The organism is Micromonospora sp. MA102, assembly GCF_025460765.1.
Taxonomy (GTDB): Bacteria; Actinomycetota; Actinomycetes; order Mycobacteriales; family Micromonosporaceae; genus Micromonospora; species Micromonospora halotolerans.
The window spans coordinates 32193-49372 of the sequence record NZ_JAMWEG010000024.1 but is presented as its reverse complement, the minus strand read 5'-3'; the positions used below and the strand labels follow the sequence as shown (position 1 = coordinate 49372).

The following is a 17180-nucleotide window of genomic DNA, read 5'->3' as shown; positions in this document are numbered from 1 at the left end:
GTCTTCCCCGGGCCGGTGAGCGCGTGGCACGCTACCGGCACGTAACACCCACTGTGCGACCAGCCAACGATGACTGACCGCTAGGAGGACGGGCCCATGGGCGAGATGGTGAGCTTCACCGGTAACGGGGGGACGAGCGAGGGGTATCTCGCGATACCCTCCGGCGGTGCGGCCAGCCCGGCGGTCATCGTCATCCAGGACTGGTGGGGCCTGGTGCCCCACGTCCGGGCGGTGGTGGACCGCTTCGCCGAGGCCGGTTTCGTCGCGCTCGCGCCCGACTTCCGGCACGGCGGTCCGGCGAGCAAGCCCAGTGAGCCGCGGCAGATGTTGAACAGCACCCAGATGGACGAGGCGGCGAGCGACATCGCGGCGGCGGCGGAATACCTCGCCAACCGGCCCGAGGTCGCCGGCAAGGTGGGCTGCGCCGGGTTCTGCGCCGGCGCCAGCCTGGCGCTCTGGTCCGGCACGTTCTCCGAGCGGATCGTCGCCACCGCCGGCTTCTACCCGCGGCTGCCGTGGGAGGGCATGAGGGCCGACTGGTCCGACTACGCGGGCAAGGCCGCGCTCGTCCACTGCTCGGAGGCGGACGGCCTGTCCGCCGCCGACGGGGTGCAGAGCGTCCGCCGGGCCATCGAGTCCGCCGGCGGCACCTGCCAGACCTACGACTACCCGGGCACCGCGCACGCGTTCTTCAACGAGGACCGGCCCGAGCACTTCGACCAGCGGGCCGCCGCCACCGCCTGGGCCCGCACCCTGGAACTCTTCCGGGCCAAGCTTGGCTGAGTCGCGTACCCCCGACGAGGTGGTCGCCCGCGCCGCGCGGGCGACCGACCTGGCCGACCTCGACGGCGCGGTGAGCGACTGCTTCGCCTGCCCCCGCCTGGTGGTCTGGCGGGAGGAGGTGGCCCGGGTCAAGCGGGCGGCGTTCCGCGACCAGGACTACTGGGGGCGGCCGGTGCCCGGCCTCGGCCCGGCCGACGCGCGGATCGGCATCCTCGGCCTGGCGCCCGCCGCGCACGGCGGCAACCGCACCGGCCGGATCTTCACCGGGGACCGCTCCGGCGACGTGCTGTTCGCGGCGCTGCACCGGGCCGGGCTGGCCAACCAGGCGACCAGCGTGTCCGCCGACGACGGCCTCACCCTGCGGGACACCCGCATCTTCGCCGCCGTGCGGTGCGCCCCGCCGGACAACAAGCCCACCCCGGCCGAGCGGGACACCTGCGCGCCGTGGCTGCACCGGGAGGTCAACCTCATCCGGCCCACCCTGCGCGTCGTGGTGGCGCTGGGTGCGTTCGCGTGGGCCGCGTGGTGGCCGGTGCTGCGCCACGTGTACGGGCAGCGCCCGCCCACGCCGCGCCCCGCGTTCGGCCATGGGGCACACTGGTCCGGCACGTCCGCACCGGCGCTGCTCGGCTGCTACCACGTCAGCCAGCAGAACACCTTCACCGGACGGCTGACACCAGCGATGTTGGACGACGTGTTCGCCCGGGCGAAGGACCTGGCCGGGGTGGACTGAGGAATGCGTGGGGCGGTGGGATGGACCTCGGCGTGCTGCGCAGGTGGTGGCCGGTCGCTGCGGTGACCCTGCTGCTCGCCGTCGGCGCGCTCGCCGCCGGGCACTCGACCATCGGGGCCAGCCGCATCCCGCCCGCGGCGGACACCATCCCGTACGTGCCCGAGTACCCCACGGCCGAGCCCGCGCCCTCGATCACCGTCGAGCCCCGGGATCTCGGCCCGCCCACCTCCGGCGGCATCCCCGGCTGGCTCGTCACCGCCGCCATCGTGCTGCTCGGGGCGGCCGTCCTGGCCGCGGTCGGGTACGTGCTCTGGACCGTGGTCGGCGGGGCGCTGCGCCGGACGACACGCGCCGTGCCCCGGCAGCGGGCCCGGCGCACCGCCGAGGGCACCGCCCGCGAGGTGGTGGCCGCGCTGGACGCCGGCCTGGTGGAGCTGGACGACCGGTCCACCGATCCGCGCACGGCGGTGATCGCCTGCTGGGTCCGGCTCGAGGAGGCCGCCGAGGAGGCCGGGGTGCCCCGGCGCGCGGGGGACACCCCCACCGACCTGGTCAGCCGGTTGCTGCGCGGCGACCCGGCGGCCGGAGTCCCGGCGATCGCCAGCGCCGACGTGCTCGACGGCTTCGCGCACGTCTACCGCGAGGCCCGGTACGCCACCCACACCGTCGACGAGCGGATGCGGGACCAGGCCCGGGCCGCCCTGCGCCGGCTGCGCGGCGAGCTGACGACGGTGACGACCGGCGAGGGGGCGGCATGAGCACCAGCATCGACGACCTGCTCTCGTCCGCCGAGGAGCCCACCGAGGAGGCGCGGCGGCCGGGCGGCGGCCGGGCGCGCTGGGTGGTGCGCACCCTCGCGGTCACCGCCGCGATCGTGGTGGTGGTCGTCGTCGGGCTGCGCGCGGTCGGCCTCCAGGTCTCGCTCTGGATCGTCGTGGCGGGCGTGCTCGCCGTGCTGGCGGTCCGGCGGGTCACCGCCGAGCTGTCGCCCCCGCCGCCGTCGCGGGCCGGCGCCCGGGCCCCGGCCGGCGAGGAGCCCGGCACCTGGAACTGGTCCGCCCGCGACGCCCTGCGCGCCGCCATCAACAAGTGGGAACGCCCGCTGGACTGGTGCTCCGGCAACCGCGAGCGGTTCACCGAGCGGGTGCTGCCCCGCCTCGGCGAGCTGGCCGACGAACGGTTGCGCCAGAAGCACGGCGTCACCCGCGAGTCCGACCCGGCCCGCGCCCGCGCCCTGCTGGGCGAGCCGCTGTGGACGTTCCTCGGCACCCCCGCCCGCCGCCCCCCGTCGCCGCGCGACCTCGCGGCGATCGTCGCCGAACTGGAGAAGCTGTGATGAACGACGTGGACCGGAGCATGCCCCCCGCCGAGGTCGGCCGGCTGGCCCGCGCGGTGCTCGACGCGGTCGGCACGGTCGTGGTCGGCAAGCGGGAGGCGCTGGAGCTGGTCCTGGCCGGCATCCTGGCCGGCGGCCACGTGCTGCTGGAGGACCTGCCCGGTCTGGGCAAGACGCTCACCGCGCGCTCGTTCGCGCAGGCCCTCGGCCTGGACTTCCGCCGCCTCCAGTTCACTCCGGACCTGCTGCCCGCCGACGTGACCGGCTCGTTCCTCTACGACCAGCGCAGCGGCGACTTCTCGTTCCGGGCCGGCCCGGTCTTCACCAACCTGCTGCTCGCCGACGAAATCAACCGGACCCCGCCGAAGACCCAGTCGGCGCTGCTGGAGGCCATGCAGGAGAAGCAGGTCTCGGTGGAGGGCGTCACCTACCGGCTGGACGAGCCGTTCCACGTGCTCGCCACCGCGAACCCCATCGAGTACGAGGGCACCTACCCGCTGCCCGAGGCGCAGCTCGACCGGTTCCTGCTCCGGGTCTCGTTCGGCTACCCGAACCACGACGAGGAGTGGGAGGTGCTGCAACGGCGGATCGCGCGTCGCCGCGAGGAGGCCGAGATCAAGCCGGTGGTGGACGCCGGCACGCTGCGCGCCATGCAGGCGGCGCTGGAGGACGTGGTCGTCGAGGACTCGATCGGCCGCTACATCGTTGCGCTGACCGCGGCCACCCGGGAGCACCCGTCCGTGCTGGTCGGCGCCTCGCCGCGTGGCTCGCTGGCGCTGCTGCTGCTGTCCCGGGTGCGCGCGGTGCTCGGCAACCGGGACTACGTGGTGCCGGAGGACGTCAAGGCCGTGGCGGCGCCCGCGCTGGCCCACCGGATCACCCTGCGGCCGGAGATGTGGCTGCGTCGGGTCGATCCGTCCTTCGTGGTCGGTGAGGTGCTGGAGTCGACGCCCGCCCCGGCCAGCGGCGCGCTGCCCAGCTACGCGGCCGGACCGTCCGGACGCTGATGGCCGACCGTCAGGAACCGGCGAGCGGCTGGGCGCCCACCCGGGCGCTCGGCCGGGCCGTGCTGCTCACCGGCCTGCTGCTGGTCGCGGCGGTGCTGCTCGGCCGGATCGACCTGGTCGTGCTGGCCACCCCGTTCGCGCTGGGCACCGCGTACGCGCTGCGCCGCCGGCCCACGGCCCTGCCCGACCTGGAGCTCGGCGCCGCGGACGCGCACCTGGTCGAGGGCACCCCGATGACCGCCACGGTGGCGGTCGCCAACCCGGACACCGTCTCCTACGACGTGGCGGTGGTGCGGACGCGGATGTCGCCCTGGCTGCGGGTGGAGAAGGTCGGCTTCGGCGGGGCCGGGGTGGACGTGAGCCGCTCCGGCGGCGCCGACCGTCCCTTCGTCACCTCGGTGCCGTCCGGCTCGGCCGTCGACCTGGAGCTGACCGGGACGGCGCTGCGCTGGGGGCGGCACCCGATCGGGCCGGCCGGCGCCCGGGTCGCCGCGGCGGACGGGCTGCTCGTGTCGCGGGCGGTGGTGACCGGTGCGGTGCGGATGCGGGTCTACCCGATGACCGAGCCGTTCGAGGCGGTCGAGGCGATGCCCCGGGCCGCCGGGCTGGTCGGCGCGCACCACTCACGCCGGCCGGGGGAGGGCGGGGAGCTGGCCGGGGTCCGCGTCTTCGCGCCCGGGGACCGGCTGCGCCGGATCGACTGGCGGGTCTCGCTGCGGGCCCGGCAGTTGCACGTGGCGGCCACCCTCTCCGATCGGGACGCCGAGGTGGTGGTGCTGCTCGACGTGCTGGCCGAGGCGGGCCGGTCCGGCGGGGTGCACGGGGCGGCGTCCGTGCTGGACACCACCGTCCGGGCGGCCGCCGCGATCGCCGAGCACTACCTGCACCGGGGCGACCGGGTGGCGCTGCTGGAGTACGGCCCGGCCGCCCGCCGGCTGCGCCCGGCCACCGGCCGCCGGCAGTACCTGACCGTTCTGGAGTGGCTGCTCGACGTCACGGCCGAGTCCTCCCCGCACGAGCCGTACGACCAGGTCTTCGGCCCGCAGCTGCTCTCCTCGGACGCGCTCGTGGTGGTGCTCACCCCGCTGCTCGACGAGCGGTCGGCGCAGATGCTGGCCCGGATGGCCCGGGGCGGGCGGTTCGTGGTCGCGGTGGACACCCTGCCGGCCGAGCTGCCGGTGCCGACCGACCGGGGCTGGGCCGAGGTGGCGTACCGGCTGTGGCGGCTGGACCGGGACACGATGATCGGCCAGCTCCGCGAGCACGGCGTGCCGGTGGTGCGCTGGGCCGGCGCCGGCAGCCTCGACCAGGTGCTGCGCGACGTGGCCCGCCTGGCCACCGCACCCCGGGCGGGCATGCGGTGAGCGCGAGGAACGCAGCGGAAGAGTGGCGCAGATGAACGATCTCGTCGAGGGGCTGACCGAGCGGGTGCGTGCCCTGCGGTACGGGGTGCGGCGGGTCAGCCCGACGCCGCTGCTGGTGCGGGCCGGCATCTTCTTCAGCGTGCTGGTCGGCCTCCTGGTCGCGTACCCGGCGCAGGCGTTCACCTCGCGGTCGCTGCTGGCCTTCACGGTGGTGGCGGTGCTGCCGGCGGTCGCTCCGCGCCGGCTCTGGCCGACGTTCGCCGCGCTGGTCACGGTCGGCGGCTGGCTGCTCGCCACGCTCGGCTTCGACCGGCCGCCGGCGCTGTGGCGACTGCTCGCCGTGGCCACCCTGCTCTACCTGGCGCACACGCTGGCCGCGCTGGCCGCGCTGCTGCCCTACGACGCGGTGGTCGACCCGGATCTGGTGCTGCGCTGGCTGGCCCGCGCCGGCGGGGTGGTGCTGGCCGCCGCCGTGCTCGGCATCGTGCTGGCCTGGCTCGGTGGGGTGGGTGGGGACCGAGGTTCCCAGGTGGCGACGGTGGTCGGGCTGCTGGTGGCGGTGGGTCTGAGCGGCCTTCTGGCCTGGCTCCTGCGTCGCAGATAGCGGGACATCCCGGGAAGTTGCGCAGGTCACAGGGGTTGTGCTCCGTCACAGAAGAGGGTCTCGATCGGGATTACCCGAGCCGCCCGGGGAAAGATAGATGACGTGAATCCGAAGCGGATCCTTGTCGTGGGTGCCGGGCACGTGGGCCTGTACGCCGCTCTGCGCCTGTCCAAGAAGCTGAGCTCCCGTGAGGCCGAGGTCATCGTCGTCGACCCGCAGCCGCACATGACGTACCAGCCGTTCCTCCCGGAGGCTTCGGCGGGCAACATCTCCCCGCGGCACGCTGTGGTGCCGCTGCGGCGGGAGTTGCGCAAGTGCAAGGTCGTGGCCGGCACGGTCACCCGGATCGAACACGACCGGAAGACCGCGGTCGTGCAGCCGATCAGCGGCCCGACCCGGGAGATCCGGTACGACCACGTGGTGGTCGCCCCCGGCTCCGTCTCCCGCACCCTGCCGATTCCCGGCCTGCACGAGCACGGCATCGGGTTCAAGACCATCGGTGAGGCCATCTTCCTGCGCAACCACGTGCTGGACCGGCTCGACGTGGCGGCCGCGACGACCGACCCGGACGTGCGCAGCCGCGCGCTGACCTTCGTCTTCGTCGGCGGCGGTTACGCCGGCATCGAGGCGCTCGCCGAGATGGAGGACATGGCCCGGGACGCGCTGCGCTACTACCCGGAGCTGAAGCCGGAGGACATGCGCTGGGTGCTGGTCGAAGCCACCCAGCGGGTGCTGCCCGAGGTCGACCGGGACATGGGCGCCTACACGGTGCAGGAGCTGCTCAAGCGGAACATGGACATCCGCCTGGACACCCGGCTGGAGTCCTGCGTCGACGGGGTCGCGAAGCTCTCCGACGGGTCGACCTTCCCGTCCGACACGATCGTCTGGACGGCGGGCGTCAAGCCGTCGCCGATGCTGGACGCGACGGACTTCCCGCGGGACGAGCGGCGCCGCGTCACCTGCCTGCCCACCCTCCAGATCGTGGACGGCGACCAGGTGGTCGAGGGCGCGTGGAGCGCCGGCGACTGCGCCGCGGTGCCGGACCTGACCAAGGAGCCGGGCAACTTCTGCTCGCCCAGCGCGCAGCACGCGGTCCGGCAGGCCGCCCGGATGGCCGACAACATCGTGAACGTGATCCGCGGGCGCGAGCCGGTCGACTACAAGCACAAGCACGCGGGCAGCGTCGCGAGCCTCGGCCTGCACAAGGGCGTGGCCCAGGTCTACGGCGTGAAGATGACCGGCTGGCCGGCCTGGTTCATGCACCGCACGTACCACATGTCGCGGATCCCCTCGTTCAACCGCAAGGTCCGGGTCGTGGTCGACTGGACGCTGGCGTTCTTCCTCAAGCGCGAGGTGGTCGCCCTGGGCCAGCTGCACGATCCGCGCGAGGAGTTCGCCGAGGCGTCCGCGCCGCCGGTCGGCGCGCGCGTCTGAGACGACCGGAAAGGGCCCTTCCCGCACGGGAGGGGCCCTTCGCCGTGTCCGGGGTCAGAACCGCCAGGTCCAGGCGTCGGCGATCCGGGTGCCGGGGCCGAAGAGCTGCTCCAGGGTCCGGCGCAGGGTCTCGGCGTGCGGCGCGTCGTCGGTGAGCGCCACGCAGGAGGCGCCCCAGAACTCGATGTCCCGGGCGGCCTGCCGGCGCTGCCGGTCGCCGACCGCCGGCGCCACGCCCCGCCGGGCCGCCTCGGCCAGCAGTGCGGAGGTGGGGCGCTGGTACGTGCCCATGGTGGCCGAGCCGTTGCGGCCGTACGGGCCGATGAAGAAGCCCTCCGGCATGCCGAAGGCGGCGTCCGCGGCGGTGCCCCAGCGCATCGGCCAGGGGTCCTTCGGGGTGGCCGTGGGCACCGGCACCAGCACCCCGCCGGGGCGTACGCACTGCCGCCAGTGCTCGCCGGTGACGAACTTCGGCAGCGGCGGCCGGTCGGTGGTGGGCAGCGGCGCGGGGAAGACGCTGAGCAGGGCCGCGCCGACCGCGACGGGAACCAGCCGGCGGGCCGGCCCCCGCTCGCCCAGCGCCCGGTGCACGGCCAGCGTGAGCACCGTCCCGACCAGCGGCAGCACCGCCAGGCCGAACCGCATCGGCAGCGCGCCGTCCACCACGGGCAGGCCGGCCAGCAGCGCGTACGGGCCGGGCACCCCGGTCCGCTCACCGCCGACGACCACCTCGGGGCCGAGCGAGAGCGCCGCCATGACCAGCGCCCCGGCGACGCAGGCGACGACCAGGGCGCGCCGGCCCAGCCAGACCGCGCAGCCGGCGGCCACCAGCACCAGCGGCCAGCCCAGGAAGCCGTTGAACTCGGCGGGGCCGGTGGTCAGCCGTGCCGCCTCGGCCCCGCCGAGCACGGACAGCGGGGAGAGCCGGGTCCAGCTGGTCAGGTCGGCCGAGAAGTAGTGCGGGCTGAACATCCCGTCCGAGACGCCCTGTGGCCCGGCGAACTGCAGCCACAGCGGGTACCCCAGCACGAGCAGGGCGAGCCCGGCGGCGCACATCAGCCCACCCGCGAAGCCGGGCAGCGCCCGGCGCAGCAGCGCGCGGTCGGCGAACCCGTACGCGACGGCCATGACGAGCAGGCTGAGCGCCGTGAGGAAGAGCACCTCCTCGCCGACGAAGACCTGGACGGTGACGGCCGTGGCCAGCCCGAGCGCCGAGGTGGCCAGCCGGCGGCGGTCCGGGCCGTCCGGGCGGCCGGCCGGGTCGGCGGCCCGGAGCAGCCGGACCACCAGCCAGACGATCACCGGGACCAGCCACTGGGCGGTCATGTGCAGATGCGCGTTGCTCTGCGAGACCATGCCCGGGCCGAAGCCGCAGAGCGCCGCGCCGAGCCCGGCGGCGAGCCGGCGGGCCCGCAGCGTCCGGTTCAGGAGCAGGTACCAGGCCAGCGCCGTGCCGGCCAGGTTGGCCGCGGCCAGCAGGGCGAAGGTGACCGGCGCCCCGAGGACGAGGGTGACCGGGGCGAGCAGCACGCCGAGCGCGATGACCGTGGTGTTGGTCATGAGGTTCACCCCGTCCGGCGCGTTGAGCCGGTCGGTGATCAGGCTGAAGTCGCCGAGCAGGGCACGCGAGTCGACGGCCAGGAACCACTCGTAGAGGGTCTGGTCGGCCGGGTTGAGGGCGAGCACCCGCTGCCCGGGCGCCGGCCACAGCCCGTGGGTGAGCCAGCCGGCGAGGGCGGCGAAGAGCAGGCCGATCAGCAGGTCCGCGCGGTGCCGGCGGCCGGCGGCCAGCAGCCGGGCCGCCCGGCCCGGGCCGAGCGCCGGGTCGAGGCGGACTGCCTGGTCGCGGTCGGGCCCGGGGGCCGTGCGGGCGGCGCTGGTCACGGCCTCGACCATATCGGCCGGGCCCAGCGGGGTACGCCGGGCCGCGACGCAGCCGCTACGGTGAGATCTGCACCCCGCGTGTCGACGCGCCGGTGTCACCCGCCCGGGTGGTGGAAAGGCAGACACGGCCGCCTTAAAAGCGGCTGCCGAGAGGCATGCGGGTTCGACCCCCGCCCCGGGCACCACACTCTCAGCTTTCCCACAGCTTCGCGCGGCGCGCGGCGTTGCCCCCGCGTTTACCCTGGAGAGGCACGTTCACGTGCATCGACCCCCTGAGGGAGGCCTGAGAAGTGAAGACCTCGAACCCGGTGCTCGCCCGGCTCGGCCAGGCGGCTGAGCGGGAGCGGGCGGCCGGGTACGCCCAGCCCGGGCCGTACGGTCAGCCCGGATACCCCCAGCAGTACCCGCAGTACCCGCAGCAGCAGCCGTACCCCACCGGGCACGGCTTCCCGGCGGCCCCGCCCACCGTGACCCCGATGACCCTCGACGACGTGGTCGTCAAGACGGTGCTGATGCTCGGCATCCTCGGCGCGTCGGCCGCCGCGGCCTGGGTGCTCGTGCCGGACGCCCTGACCGGCGCGGCCTGGATCGGCGCGGCGGTGGTCGGCCTCGTCCTCGGCCTGGTCATCTCGTTCTCCCGCATGGCGAACCCGGCGCTCGTGGTGGCGTACTCGATCGTCGAGGGCGTCTTCGTCGGCATGGTCAGCAAGACGTTCGACACGCTCTACGACGGCATCGTGCTCCAGGCCGTGGTCGCCACCTTCGGCGTCTTCTTCCTGATGGCGGTTATCTACAAGGCGCGGATCATCCGGGCCACCCCGAAGTTCGCCCGGATCATGGTGGCGATCATCGCGGGTCTGTTCGGCGTCATGCTGATCAACCTGGTGCTCGCGCTCTTCGGCGTCAACACCCACCTCCGGGACGGCAGCCCGCTCGCCATCGGGTTCAGCCTGGTCTGCATCGTGGTCGCCGCGCTGAGCTTCGTGCTCAACTTCGCGGAGATCGAGGAGGGCGTCCGGATGGGGCTCCCGCAGCGCTACTCCTGGACGGCCGCGTTCGGCATCGTGGTCGGCCTGGTCTGGCTCTACCTGGAGATCCTCCGGCTGCTCAGCTACTTCCAGGGCGACGACTGACCAACCCCGCCCGACCTGCGACGCCCGCCTGCCGCGCCCGCGGCGGCGGGCGTCGTCGTTTGCCCGCCACCGCCGGGCCGCCCGGGGCAGAGTGGGAGCGGGGTACGTCGGCGCGAGGAGGTCGCGGTGCGCAGTGCCAACCCGGTGCTGGACCGGCTGGACGACGTCGGCCGGACCGAGCGGCAGGTGCTCGGCGGGGGCGCCGCCGACACGATGACGGTGGCCGACGTGGTCAGCCGGACGGTCGGGCTGCTGCTGCTCACCGGTGTCACCGCGGCGGTGGCCTGGGTGCTCGTTCCGCAGGCCGTGTGGATCTCCGCGGCGCTCGCCGGCAGCGCCCTGGCCAGCCTGGCGCTCGTGCTGGTCATCTCGCTCAAGCAGCTCACCAACCCACCGCTGATCGCCGGGTACGCGGTGCTCCAGGGGCTGCTGCTCGGCGTGGCCAGCCGCGCCTTCGAACTCGTCTACCCGGGCATCGTGGCGCAGGCGGTGGTCGGCACCTTCGGGGTCTTCCTCGGCATGGCGCTGCTCTACCGGGCCCGGCTGATCCGGGCCACCCCGCGACTGGCCCGCCTGGTCGTCGGCACGCTCATCGGCATCGTGGCGATCGGCCTGGTCAACCTGGTCGCCTACCTGTTCACCGGACGGCAGGGCGTCGCGGTCTACAGCCTCAGCGCGCGGGTCGGCTGGCTGCCGTACCTCTTCTCGGTGGTCGCGATCATCGCCGGGGCGCTCAGCTTCGTGCTCGACTTCGACCTGGTCGAGCGGTCCGCCCGCAACGGCCTGCCCCGCCGGTACGCCTGGTTCTGCGCCTTCGGCCTGCTGGTCGGGTTGATCTTCCTGTACTGGCAGATCCTGCGCCTGCTCAGCTACGTCCGCCGCTGACGTACGACAACGCGGGCTCGGCGACCTGGCGCCGTCGTAGACTCGGCCGCGATGAGCGCAGCGGAACTGGACCGGGTGGTGGCGCTGCTGGTCCGACAGGTCGGGCACTGGGAGCAGCCGCGCTGGTCGGCGGCGGCCGAGGGCGGCAACATGTCCCGCGCCGACCTGGTGCACAAGCTGGTCCAGGAGATCGCCAACCTGGCGGCCGACGCCGAGGGGGAGCCGCGCCGCGAGGTGCCCCGGCTGCCCAGCGACCTGGCCCTGCCCGATCAGCTCCGGGTGGTCGCCGCCGACCTGCTGGCGGCCGGCGCGCCGGAACCCGTGCTGGCCGAGGCGGCGACCGCGGTCGCCCGGACCCGTTCCGCGCTCTGATGGGTGATCAACCCTTCAACCAGCGCCGCCTCGGCTAGGCCTTGCCGACCTTGGCCAGCAGCTCCGGGCCGTGCGTGCCCAGCCGCCGGTACGCCAGCCGGCCGAGGCCCCAGGCGAACAGCGCCGCCGCCCATTGCACCATCGTCAGCTCGCCGTGTGCGATTGCGCCGAGCGCGGTCAGGACCACGGCGGGCGGTCCGACCACCAACATCCACGCGAGCTGACGACCACGGACGTCGGCCCGCTCGTTGCCCGGCGCCAGGAGCGTCTGCCACAGCGCCGTGCCGTCCGAGCTGTAGAGGTAACGGCGCGGCAGGACCGCCACTTGTCGGTGCAGGTCACATGCGGCGGCGGGCCCGGTCGCGCGCCTTCGCGAGCGCCGGCCCGGCCCGGTCGGCCAGCGCGGCCTGCCGGGCGTGCAGCAGGCCGTAGGTGAAGGTGTTCTCGCCGTCGGCGTACGCCCGCAGCGCCTGTTCGCGCAGCACCTCCCGGGTCACCACCGAGTCCTGGTGCGCGCCGAGCGCGTCCTGGAGGTCCCTGAGCCGGTCCACCAGCTTCGCGGCGGGTTTGCGCACCTCGACGGCGTACCGGGCCCGCTTGCCCGCCTTGCGCGCCTCGTGCAGCGCGGTGTCGCCCCCGCCCGCGAGCGCCTCGTCCAGCCGGGCGTCGAAGCGGGTCACCGCCCGGCGCACCCGCCGGGTCACCCAGCGGCGCCGCACGTCACGCGCGGTCGGCCCCTCCACCAGCGCGTCCAGGCGGCGCAGCAGGTCGGCGTAGCGGTCGGAGCCGAGCGCGGCGCGCAGCCCGTCGAGGGCGGTGGCCAGGTCAGCGGCGAACCGCTCGGCGAACCGCGCCGGCACCGGGCCGAGCACCAGCTCCGCGGGTTCCGCGTGCACCGCGTCGGCCAGCCGGGCGGCCATCACCTGGACGTCCCGGACCGCCCCGAGCCGCGCACCCAGCCAGCGCAGCTCCGCCCGCACCTGCTCGCTCTCCGCCCGGTCCCACAGCCCCCGGAAGGTGCGCAGCGTGGAGCGGAGCCGGCGGACGGCCACCCGCATGTCGTGTACGGCGTCCTCGTCGCCGCCGAGCGCCCCGGCGTGGTGGCCGACAAGCGTGTCGCGCTGGGTGGTGAGGTAGTCGACCACCGGGGCGACCGCCGGGTCGGCGGGCGCCGGCCGAATGGCGGCGAGCCGGCCGCCCAGGGCGCGGTGCGACTTCGAGACCGGGACGGTCCGCGCACCGGCGGCGCACAGCCGGTCGTCGATCGCGTCGAGCAGCGCCTCGTCGCCCTCGACCAGCTCGACCTCCAGCTCGTGCCAGGCCTGCCGCTCGCCGCTCACCAGGTCCTCGGCGTGGACGTCGTCCTCGGCCACCTCGGCCAGCGGGCGGCCCGCCGCGTCGAGCAGGCGGCGTTCCCGGCGAAGGGTGACGACCCGCGCGGCCGGGGCGACCGGGCGGCCCCGGGACGCGCCGCGGAAGAGCGCCACCAGCTCGGGCGGCGGACCGGCGTCCTCCGGCCCGGCCGGGAACTGGTGCTCGGTGCGCGCGCCGCCGACCGCACCCACCTTGAGGTGCCAGCCCGCGTCGTGGCCGCCGGTCCGCCGCCGCAAGGCGTAGCCACTGCGGGCCAGCCGGAGGTCGGCGGTGTCCCAGTAGACCGCGTCCAGGTCGAGGGCGGTGGCGTCGGACGTCGTCGCGACGCCACCGCACCCGGTCAGGTCGGGCAGCCGGAATCCCTCGTCGCCGGAGTACTTGCGTTCGCGTTCCACGACGGTCGCCATGGCGCCTCCCGTACCCGGCCCCGGCGTCGGGGAACCGACCTCAGTTCAGGCGTTCGAGCACCATGGCCATGCCCTGGCCGCCGCCTACGCACATGGTCTCCAGACCGATGGTCTTGTCGTGCCACTCCAGCGCGTTGAGCAGGGTGCCGGTGATCCGGGCGCCGCTCATGCCGAACGGGTGGCCGACGGCGATGGCGCCGCCCATCACGTTCAGCTTCTCCTCGGGGATGCCGAGCTGCCGGTACGACGGGATCACCTGGGCGGCGAACGCCTCGTTGATCTCGACCAGGTCGACGTCGTCGATGGTCATGCCGGCCCGCTTGAGCGCCTGCCGGGACGCCTCGACCGGGCCCAGGCCCATGATCTCCGGCGAGAGCGCGGTGACGCCGGTGGAGATGATCCGGGCCAGCGGGGTGAGCCCCAGCTCCTGCGCCCGCTGGGCGCTCATGATCACCACGGCGGCCGCGCCGTCGTTGAGCGGGCAGCAGTTGCCGGCGGTGATCCGGCCGTCCGGGCGGAAGACCGGCTTCAGGCCGGCCACGGCCTCCAGGGTCACCCCGGCGCGCGGGCCGTCGTCGGTGCTCACGACGGTGCCGTCCGGCGTGGTGACCGGGGTGATCTCGCGGGCCCAGAAGCCGTCCGCGATCGCCTTCTCGGCGAGGTTCTGGCTGCGGACGCCGAACGCGTCCATGTCCGCGCGGGTGACGTCGTGGACCTGGGCGAGGTTCTCCGCCGTCTGGCCCATGGTCAGGTAGATGTCGGGGAGCTGGCCGTCCTCGCGCGGGTCGGTCCACACCTCGGCGCCACCTTTGGCCCGGGCCGCGGAGCGCTCGCGCGCCGCGCCGAAGCGCGGGTTCTCCCACCCGCCGCCGACCAGCGCCTGCGCCTCCGGCGGGAGGGCGTCCGAGTTGCCCCGCGCGTACCGGGAGACGGTCTCGACGCCGGCGGAGATGAAGACGTCGCCCTCGCCCGCCCGGATCGCGTGCATGGCCATCCGGGTGGTCTGCAGCGAGGAAGCGCAGTAGCGGGTCAGCGTGGCGCCGGGCAGGCCGTCCAGGCCCAGCAGGGTGGCGACCACCCGGGCCATGTTGAAGCCCTGCTCGCCGCCGGGCAGGCCGCAGCCCAGGTAGAGGTCGTCGACGGTGGTGGGATCGAGCGCCGGGACCTTGTCGAGGGCGGCCTGGACGATCGTGGCGGCGAGGTCGTCCGGGCGGACCTCCCGCAGGGAACCCTTGAACGCGCGGCCGATGGGGGACCGGGCGGTGGCGACGATGACGGCGTCGCGGGGCGACTCAATCGGCATGAACCAACGTTAACCCGCCGGTAACTTGTGGCGGAAGTCGCGCGGCGGGCGGGAAATGTCACCCCGCCGGGCTCAGTGGTGGTGCCGGTACGCGACCGCGGCGGCCGCCTCGACCGCCGGGAGCAGGGCGTGCGCCCACACCCGGTAGCCGTCGGCGGAGGGGTGGAAGCCGTCGTGGCAGAGGGTGCCGGCGTCCGCCCGGAACACCGGGCCCGTCTCGGTGCCCAGGTCGACGACGCTGCCCCCGGCGTCGAGCACGGCGGTCGTCTGGGCGCGGGCCACCCGCCGCCCCGCCCAGCCGAGCACCTGCCGCAGCGGGGACGCGACCGCGCGGACCGCACCGAGGTCGGGGCAGGTGCCCACGACCACCTCGACGTGCGCCTCGCGCAACCGGCGCACCGCCGAACCGAGGTAGGCGGCCGCGTCGGCCGGGCGGGCCAGCCCGGTGGCGTCGTTCGCCCCGATCAGGATCACCGCCACGTCGGGCCGCTCGCCGAGCAGCGCCCGGGCCACCTGGGTGGCCAGGTCGGTGGAGCGGGAGCCGGACACCCCGACGCTGGACAGGTGCACCCGCCGGCCGGTGGGTGCCTCGCTCAGCAACTGGGCGAGCTGCCCGCCGATGGTCTCCTCGAAGTGTTCGACGCCGACGCCGAGCGCCGACGAGTCGCCGAGCAGCACCAGCCGCAGCGGCGGGGCGTCCGCCCGGCCGACCGTGGCGCGCAGCGCGAGACCCAGCTCGGGCTGGGCGTACTCCCGGCTCCGGGCGGCGATGGCCTGGCCGGCGAGGACCACCGCCCCGCCCACCGTGCCGGCGAGCAGGGAGAGCGCGGCAGCCCGACCAAGCCGGACCACAAGCTCGTTACGCTCGGTCACGACGACACCTCCCCAGCTCCCATGACCCGCGGGCGGGTCCGCTCGTGGCGAACGGCGTCGACATGAGCATGGCACACGTTGTGCCTGCTGATGATGCCTCCGTAGCCCCGCTCATGCCAGCCCCTCCACCTGGGCAGAGTCGGCGGCGCTGCCGGGCTGCGGCACCGCGCCGACGCCGAAGAAGGCCCGGCGCCGAAGCTGCGCCCAGCGCCCGCCGGGCCCGCGCTCGCGGCCCCGGAGCCGCGCGCCGCTGACCTCGGTGCCGGCGTGCCGGGCCGCCTCCTGGGCCGCCTCCGGGAGCGACCGTACGCCCTCCGCGCCGGCGAGGGAGGGCCGCCGTTCCTGGCCGGCGCCCAACGCGGAGAGCACGGTGGGCAGCAGCGCCGCCGCGGCGACCGCGTACCCCTCCGCGGACGGGTGGAACCGGTCCCAGGCGAACATCCGGGTCGGCTCGGCGGCGAACCGCGGGCCGAGCAGGTCGCCGAGGGAGACCGTCCAGCCGCCCGCCTCGACCACCGCCATCGTCTGGGCGGCGGCGAGCTGGCGGCTCCAGCGCCGGGCCAGCCAGCGCAGCGGCGGCTGGATCGGCCGGATCGCGCCCAGGTCGGGGCAGGTGCCGACGACCACCTCGCAGCCGGCGGCCCGCAGCGTGCGGACCGCGTCGACCAGGTACCGCACGGCCACCGAGAGCGGGGTGCGGTTGGTGACGTCGTTGCCGCCGACCAGGACGACGGCGATGTCCGGTTCGACCTCCAGCGCCGACTCGACCTGCGGCCGCAGCCCCGCCGACAGGGCGCCCACCACGGCGAACCGGTGCAGCCGGACCGGGCGGTGCAGCCGGCGGGACAGCCCGGTGGCGAGCAGCGCACCCGGCGTCTCGCGGCGGCGGTGCACGCCGTAGCCGGCGGCCGACGAGTCGCCGAGGATCACCATGGTGACCGGCGGGCCGGGAAGCTTCGCGCCGTATACGCCGTCGCAGCGCGGCGGGGGCGCCTCGGCCATGGGAATGGTGCGCCGGGCCTGGCGGGCCTGACCGAGCAGCACCCCGCCCGTGACGACGGTGGCCGCCACCGTGGCGCCCGTGCCGATCGCCGTCACGCGGGCGATCTGCCGGGCGCGCTGCCAGCCGCCATGCGCGACGGAACCAGCGTCCCCCATGAACTGACATTATCGCGCCGCCACGACACCCGCTCTCCCCGTGATCGTCACGGCTGGGACGCGACCGTTCCGGGTACCGGTAGAGGTGGGGCGGGCTTGCGCCGGGACCGCACCCTGGTCGAGCGGAGAGGGGCGAGGAGATGGGGAAGACGTTGAAACGGAGCGCGGCCTTCACCGCGTTGGCGCGGGCGCTGGCGGCCGGAGCGCGGGGTGGCCCGTCACTGGGCGTCCGGCTGGCGGCGCTGCCCCGGATGATCCGGGCCACCGCCCGGGGCGAGTACGACGGCGGCCTCCGGCTGGCCCTGATGGCCGGGGCCACGGCGTACATCGTCTCGCCGATCGACCTGCTGCCGGAGATCCCGCTGGCGATCTTCGGGCTGGCCGACGACGCCATGATGGTCGCCTGGCTGGCCGGCAGCGTGCTCGCCGAGACCGACCGCTTCCTGGAGTGGGAGGCGCGTCGCAGGTCCGTCATCCCGGGGCATGTGGCGCCCTGACGGCACGTACCCTGGGCGACGAACTGACGACTT

General features: G+C 74.9%; 18 protein-coding genes and 1 tRNA gene. 13 read left to right on the top strand and 6 right to left on the bottom strand.

Annotated features, from left to right (window positions below; translation table 11 throughout):
- The first annotated feature begins 96 nt into the window (after positions 1-96).
- The 8 genes from NFX44_RS30605 (at position 97) to NFX44_RS30570 (ending at position 7261) form a co-directional block, all read left to right on the top strand.
- A complete protein-coding gene (locus NFX44_RS30605; protein WP_262287073.1) occupies positions 97-783 on the top strand; it encodes a dienelactone hydrolase family protein in 687 nt (228 codons plus the stop codon).
- Between the two features lie 19 nt (positions 784-802).
- A complete protein-coding gene (locus tag NFX44_RS30600) occupies positions 803-1516 on the top strand; it encodes a uracil-DNA glycosylase (RefSeq protein ID WP_262287113.1) in 714 nt (237 codons plus the stop codon).
- Positions 1517-1536: 20 nt separating this feature from the next.
- Entirely contained in the window at positions 1537-2274 is a 738-nt protein-coding gene (locus NFX44_RS30595; RefSeq protein WP_262287072.1) for a DUF4129 domain-containing protein, read from the top strand.
- The gene (locus NFX44_RS30590; protein ID WP_262287071.1) at positions 2271-2852 is read left to right on the top strand and encodes a hypothetical protein; all 582 of its coding nucleotides are present in this window, start codon (positions 2271-2273) and stop codon (positions 2850-2852) included. The genes NFX44_RS30595 and NFX44_RS30590 overlap by 4 nt, the downstream gene beginning before the upstream one ends.
- The gene (locus tag NFX44_RS30585) at positions 2852-3859 is read left to right on the top strand and encodes a MoxR family ATPase (protein ID WP_262287070.1); all 1008 of its coding nucleotides are present in this window, start codon (positions 2852-2854) and stop codon (positions 3857-3859) included. The genes NFX44_RS30590 and NFX44_RS30585 overlap by 1 nt, the downstream gene beginning before the upstream one ends.
- Complete coding sequence (locus tag NFX44_RS30580) at positions 3859-5223, top strand: DUF58 domain-containing protein (RefSeq protein ID WP_262287069.1); 1365 nt, start codon at positions 3859-3861, stop codon at positions 5221-5223. The genes NFX44_RS30585 and NFX44_RS30580 overlap by 1 nt, the downstream gene beginning before the upstream one ends.
- A 31-nt stretch (positions 5224-5254) precedes the next feature.
- Positions 5255-5827 (top strand): hypothetical protein, encoded by a 573-nt coding sequence (locus NFX44_RS30575; RefSeq protein WP_262287068.1) that lies wholly within the window; start codon positions 5255-5257, stop codon positions 5825-5827.
- A 102-nt stretch (positions 5828-5929) separates the two neighbouring features.
- Positions 5930-7261, top strand: a complete 1332-nt coding sequence (locus NFX44_RS30570) for an NAD(P)/FAD-dependent oxidoreductase (RefSeq protein ID WP_262287067.1) — start codon at positions 5930-5932, stop codon at positions 7259-7261.
- A gap of 54 nt (positions 7262-7315) precedes the next feature.
- Here NFX44_RS30570 and NFX44_RS30565 read toward each other — a convergent pair whose 3' ends face one another.
- Entirely contained in the window at positions 7316-9145 is a 1830-nt protein-coding gene (locus tag NFX44_RS30565; RefSeq protein ID WP_262287066.1) for a hypothetical protein, read from the bottom strand.
- A 101-nt stretch (positions 9146-9246) separates the two neighbouring features.
- Here NFX44_RS30565 and NFX44_RS30560 point away from each other — a divergent pair.
- From NFX44_RS30560 to NFX44_RS30545, 4 genes are all read left to right on the top strand, one after another.
- Positions 9247-9330: transfer RNA gene (locus NFX44_RS30560), tRNA-Leu, on the top strand.
- Positions 9331-9435: 105 nt separating this feature from the next.
- A complete protein-coding gene (locus tag NFX44_RS30555; RefSeq protein WP_262287065.1) occupies positions 9436-10278 on the top strand; it encodes a Bax inhibitor-1/YccA family protein in 843 nt (280 codons plus the stop codon).
- 126 nt (positions 10279-10404) lie between these two features.
- Entirely contained in the window at positions 10405-11163 is a 759-nt protein-coding gene (locus NFX44_RS30550) for a Bax inhibitor-1/YccA family protein (RefSeq protein WP_262287064.1), read from the top strand.
- Between the two features lie 51 nt (positions 11164-11214).
- The gene (locus NFX44_RS30545; RefSeq protein ID WP_262287063.1) at positions 11215-11535 is read left to right on the top strand and encodes a hypothetical protein; all 321 of its coding nucleotides are present in this window, start codon (positions 11215-11217) and stop codon (positions 11533-11535) included.
- Between the two features lie 34 nt (positions 11536-11569).
- On the opposite strand, the gene NFX44_RS30540 is transcribed toward NFX44_RS30545, so the two are convergent.
- The 5 genes from NFX44_RS30540 to NFX44_RS30520 form a co-directional block, all read right to left on the bottom strand.
- Positions 11570-11860 (bottom strand): hypothetical protein, encoded by a 291-nt coding sequence (locus NFX44_RS30540; RefSeq protein ID WP_262287062.1) that lies wholly within the window; start codon positions 11858-11860, stop codon positions 11570-11572.
- A gap of 13 nt (positions 11861-11873) precedes the next feature.
- Positions 11874-13316 (bottom strand): CYTH and CHAD domain-containing protein, encoded by a 1443-nt coding sequence (locus NFX44_RS30535; RefSeq protein WP_262287061.1) that lies wholly within the window; start codon positions 13314-13316, stop codon positions 11874-11876.
- Positions 13317-13356: 40 nt separating this feature from the next.
- Positions 13357-14619, bottom strand: coding sequence for an acetyl-CoA C-acetyltransferase (locus tag NFX44_RS30530; protein WP_262287060.1), 1263 nt, complete (start codon positions 14617-14619; stop codon positions 13357-13359).
- Between the two features lie 72 nt (positions 14620-14691).
- The gene (locus NFX44_RS30525) at positions 14692-15492 is read right to left on the bottom strand and encodes an SGNH/GDSL hydrolase family protein (RefSeq protein ID WP_262287059.1); all 801 of its coding nucleotides are present in this window, start codon (positions 15490-15492) and stop codon (positions 14692-14694) included.
- Between the two features lie 111 nt (positions 15493-15603).
- Positions 15604-16650: an SGNH/GDSL hydrolase family protein gene (locus tag NFX44_RS30520; protein ID WP_262287058.1), complete on the bottom strand. Its 1047-nt coding sequence runs from the start codon at positions 16648-16650 to the stop codon at positions 15604-15606.
- 140 nt (positions 16651-16790) lie between these two features.
- Here NFX44_RS30520 and NFX44_RS30515 point away from each other — a divergent pair, with 140 nt between their 5' ends.
- Positions 16791-17147, top strand: coding sequence for a YkvA family protein (locus NFX44_RS30515; protein WP_262287057.1), 357 nt, complete (start codon positions 16791-16793; stop codon positions 17145-17147).
- Positions 17148-17180 lie beyond the last annotated feature (33 nt).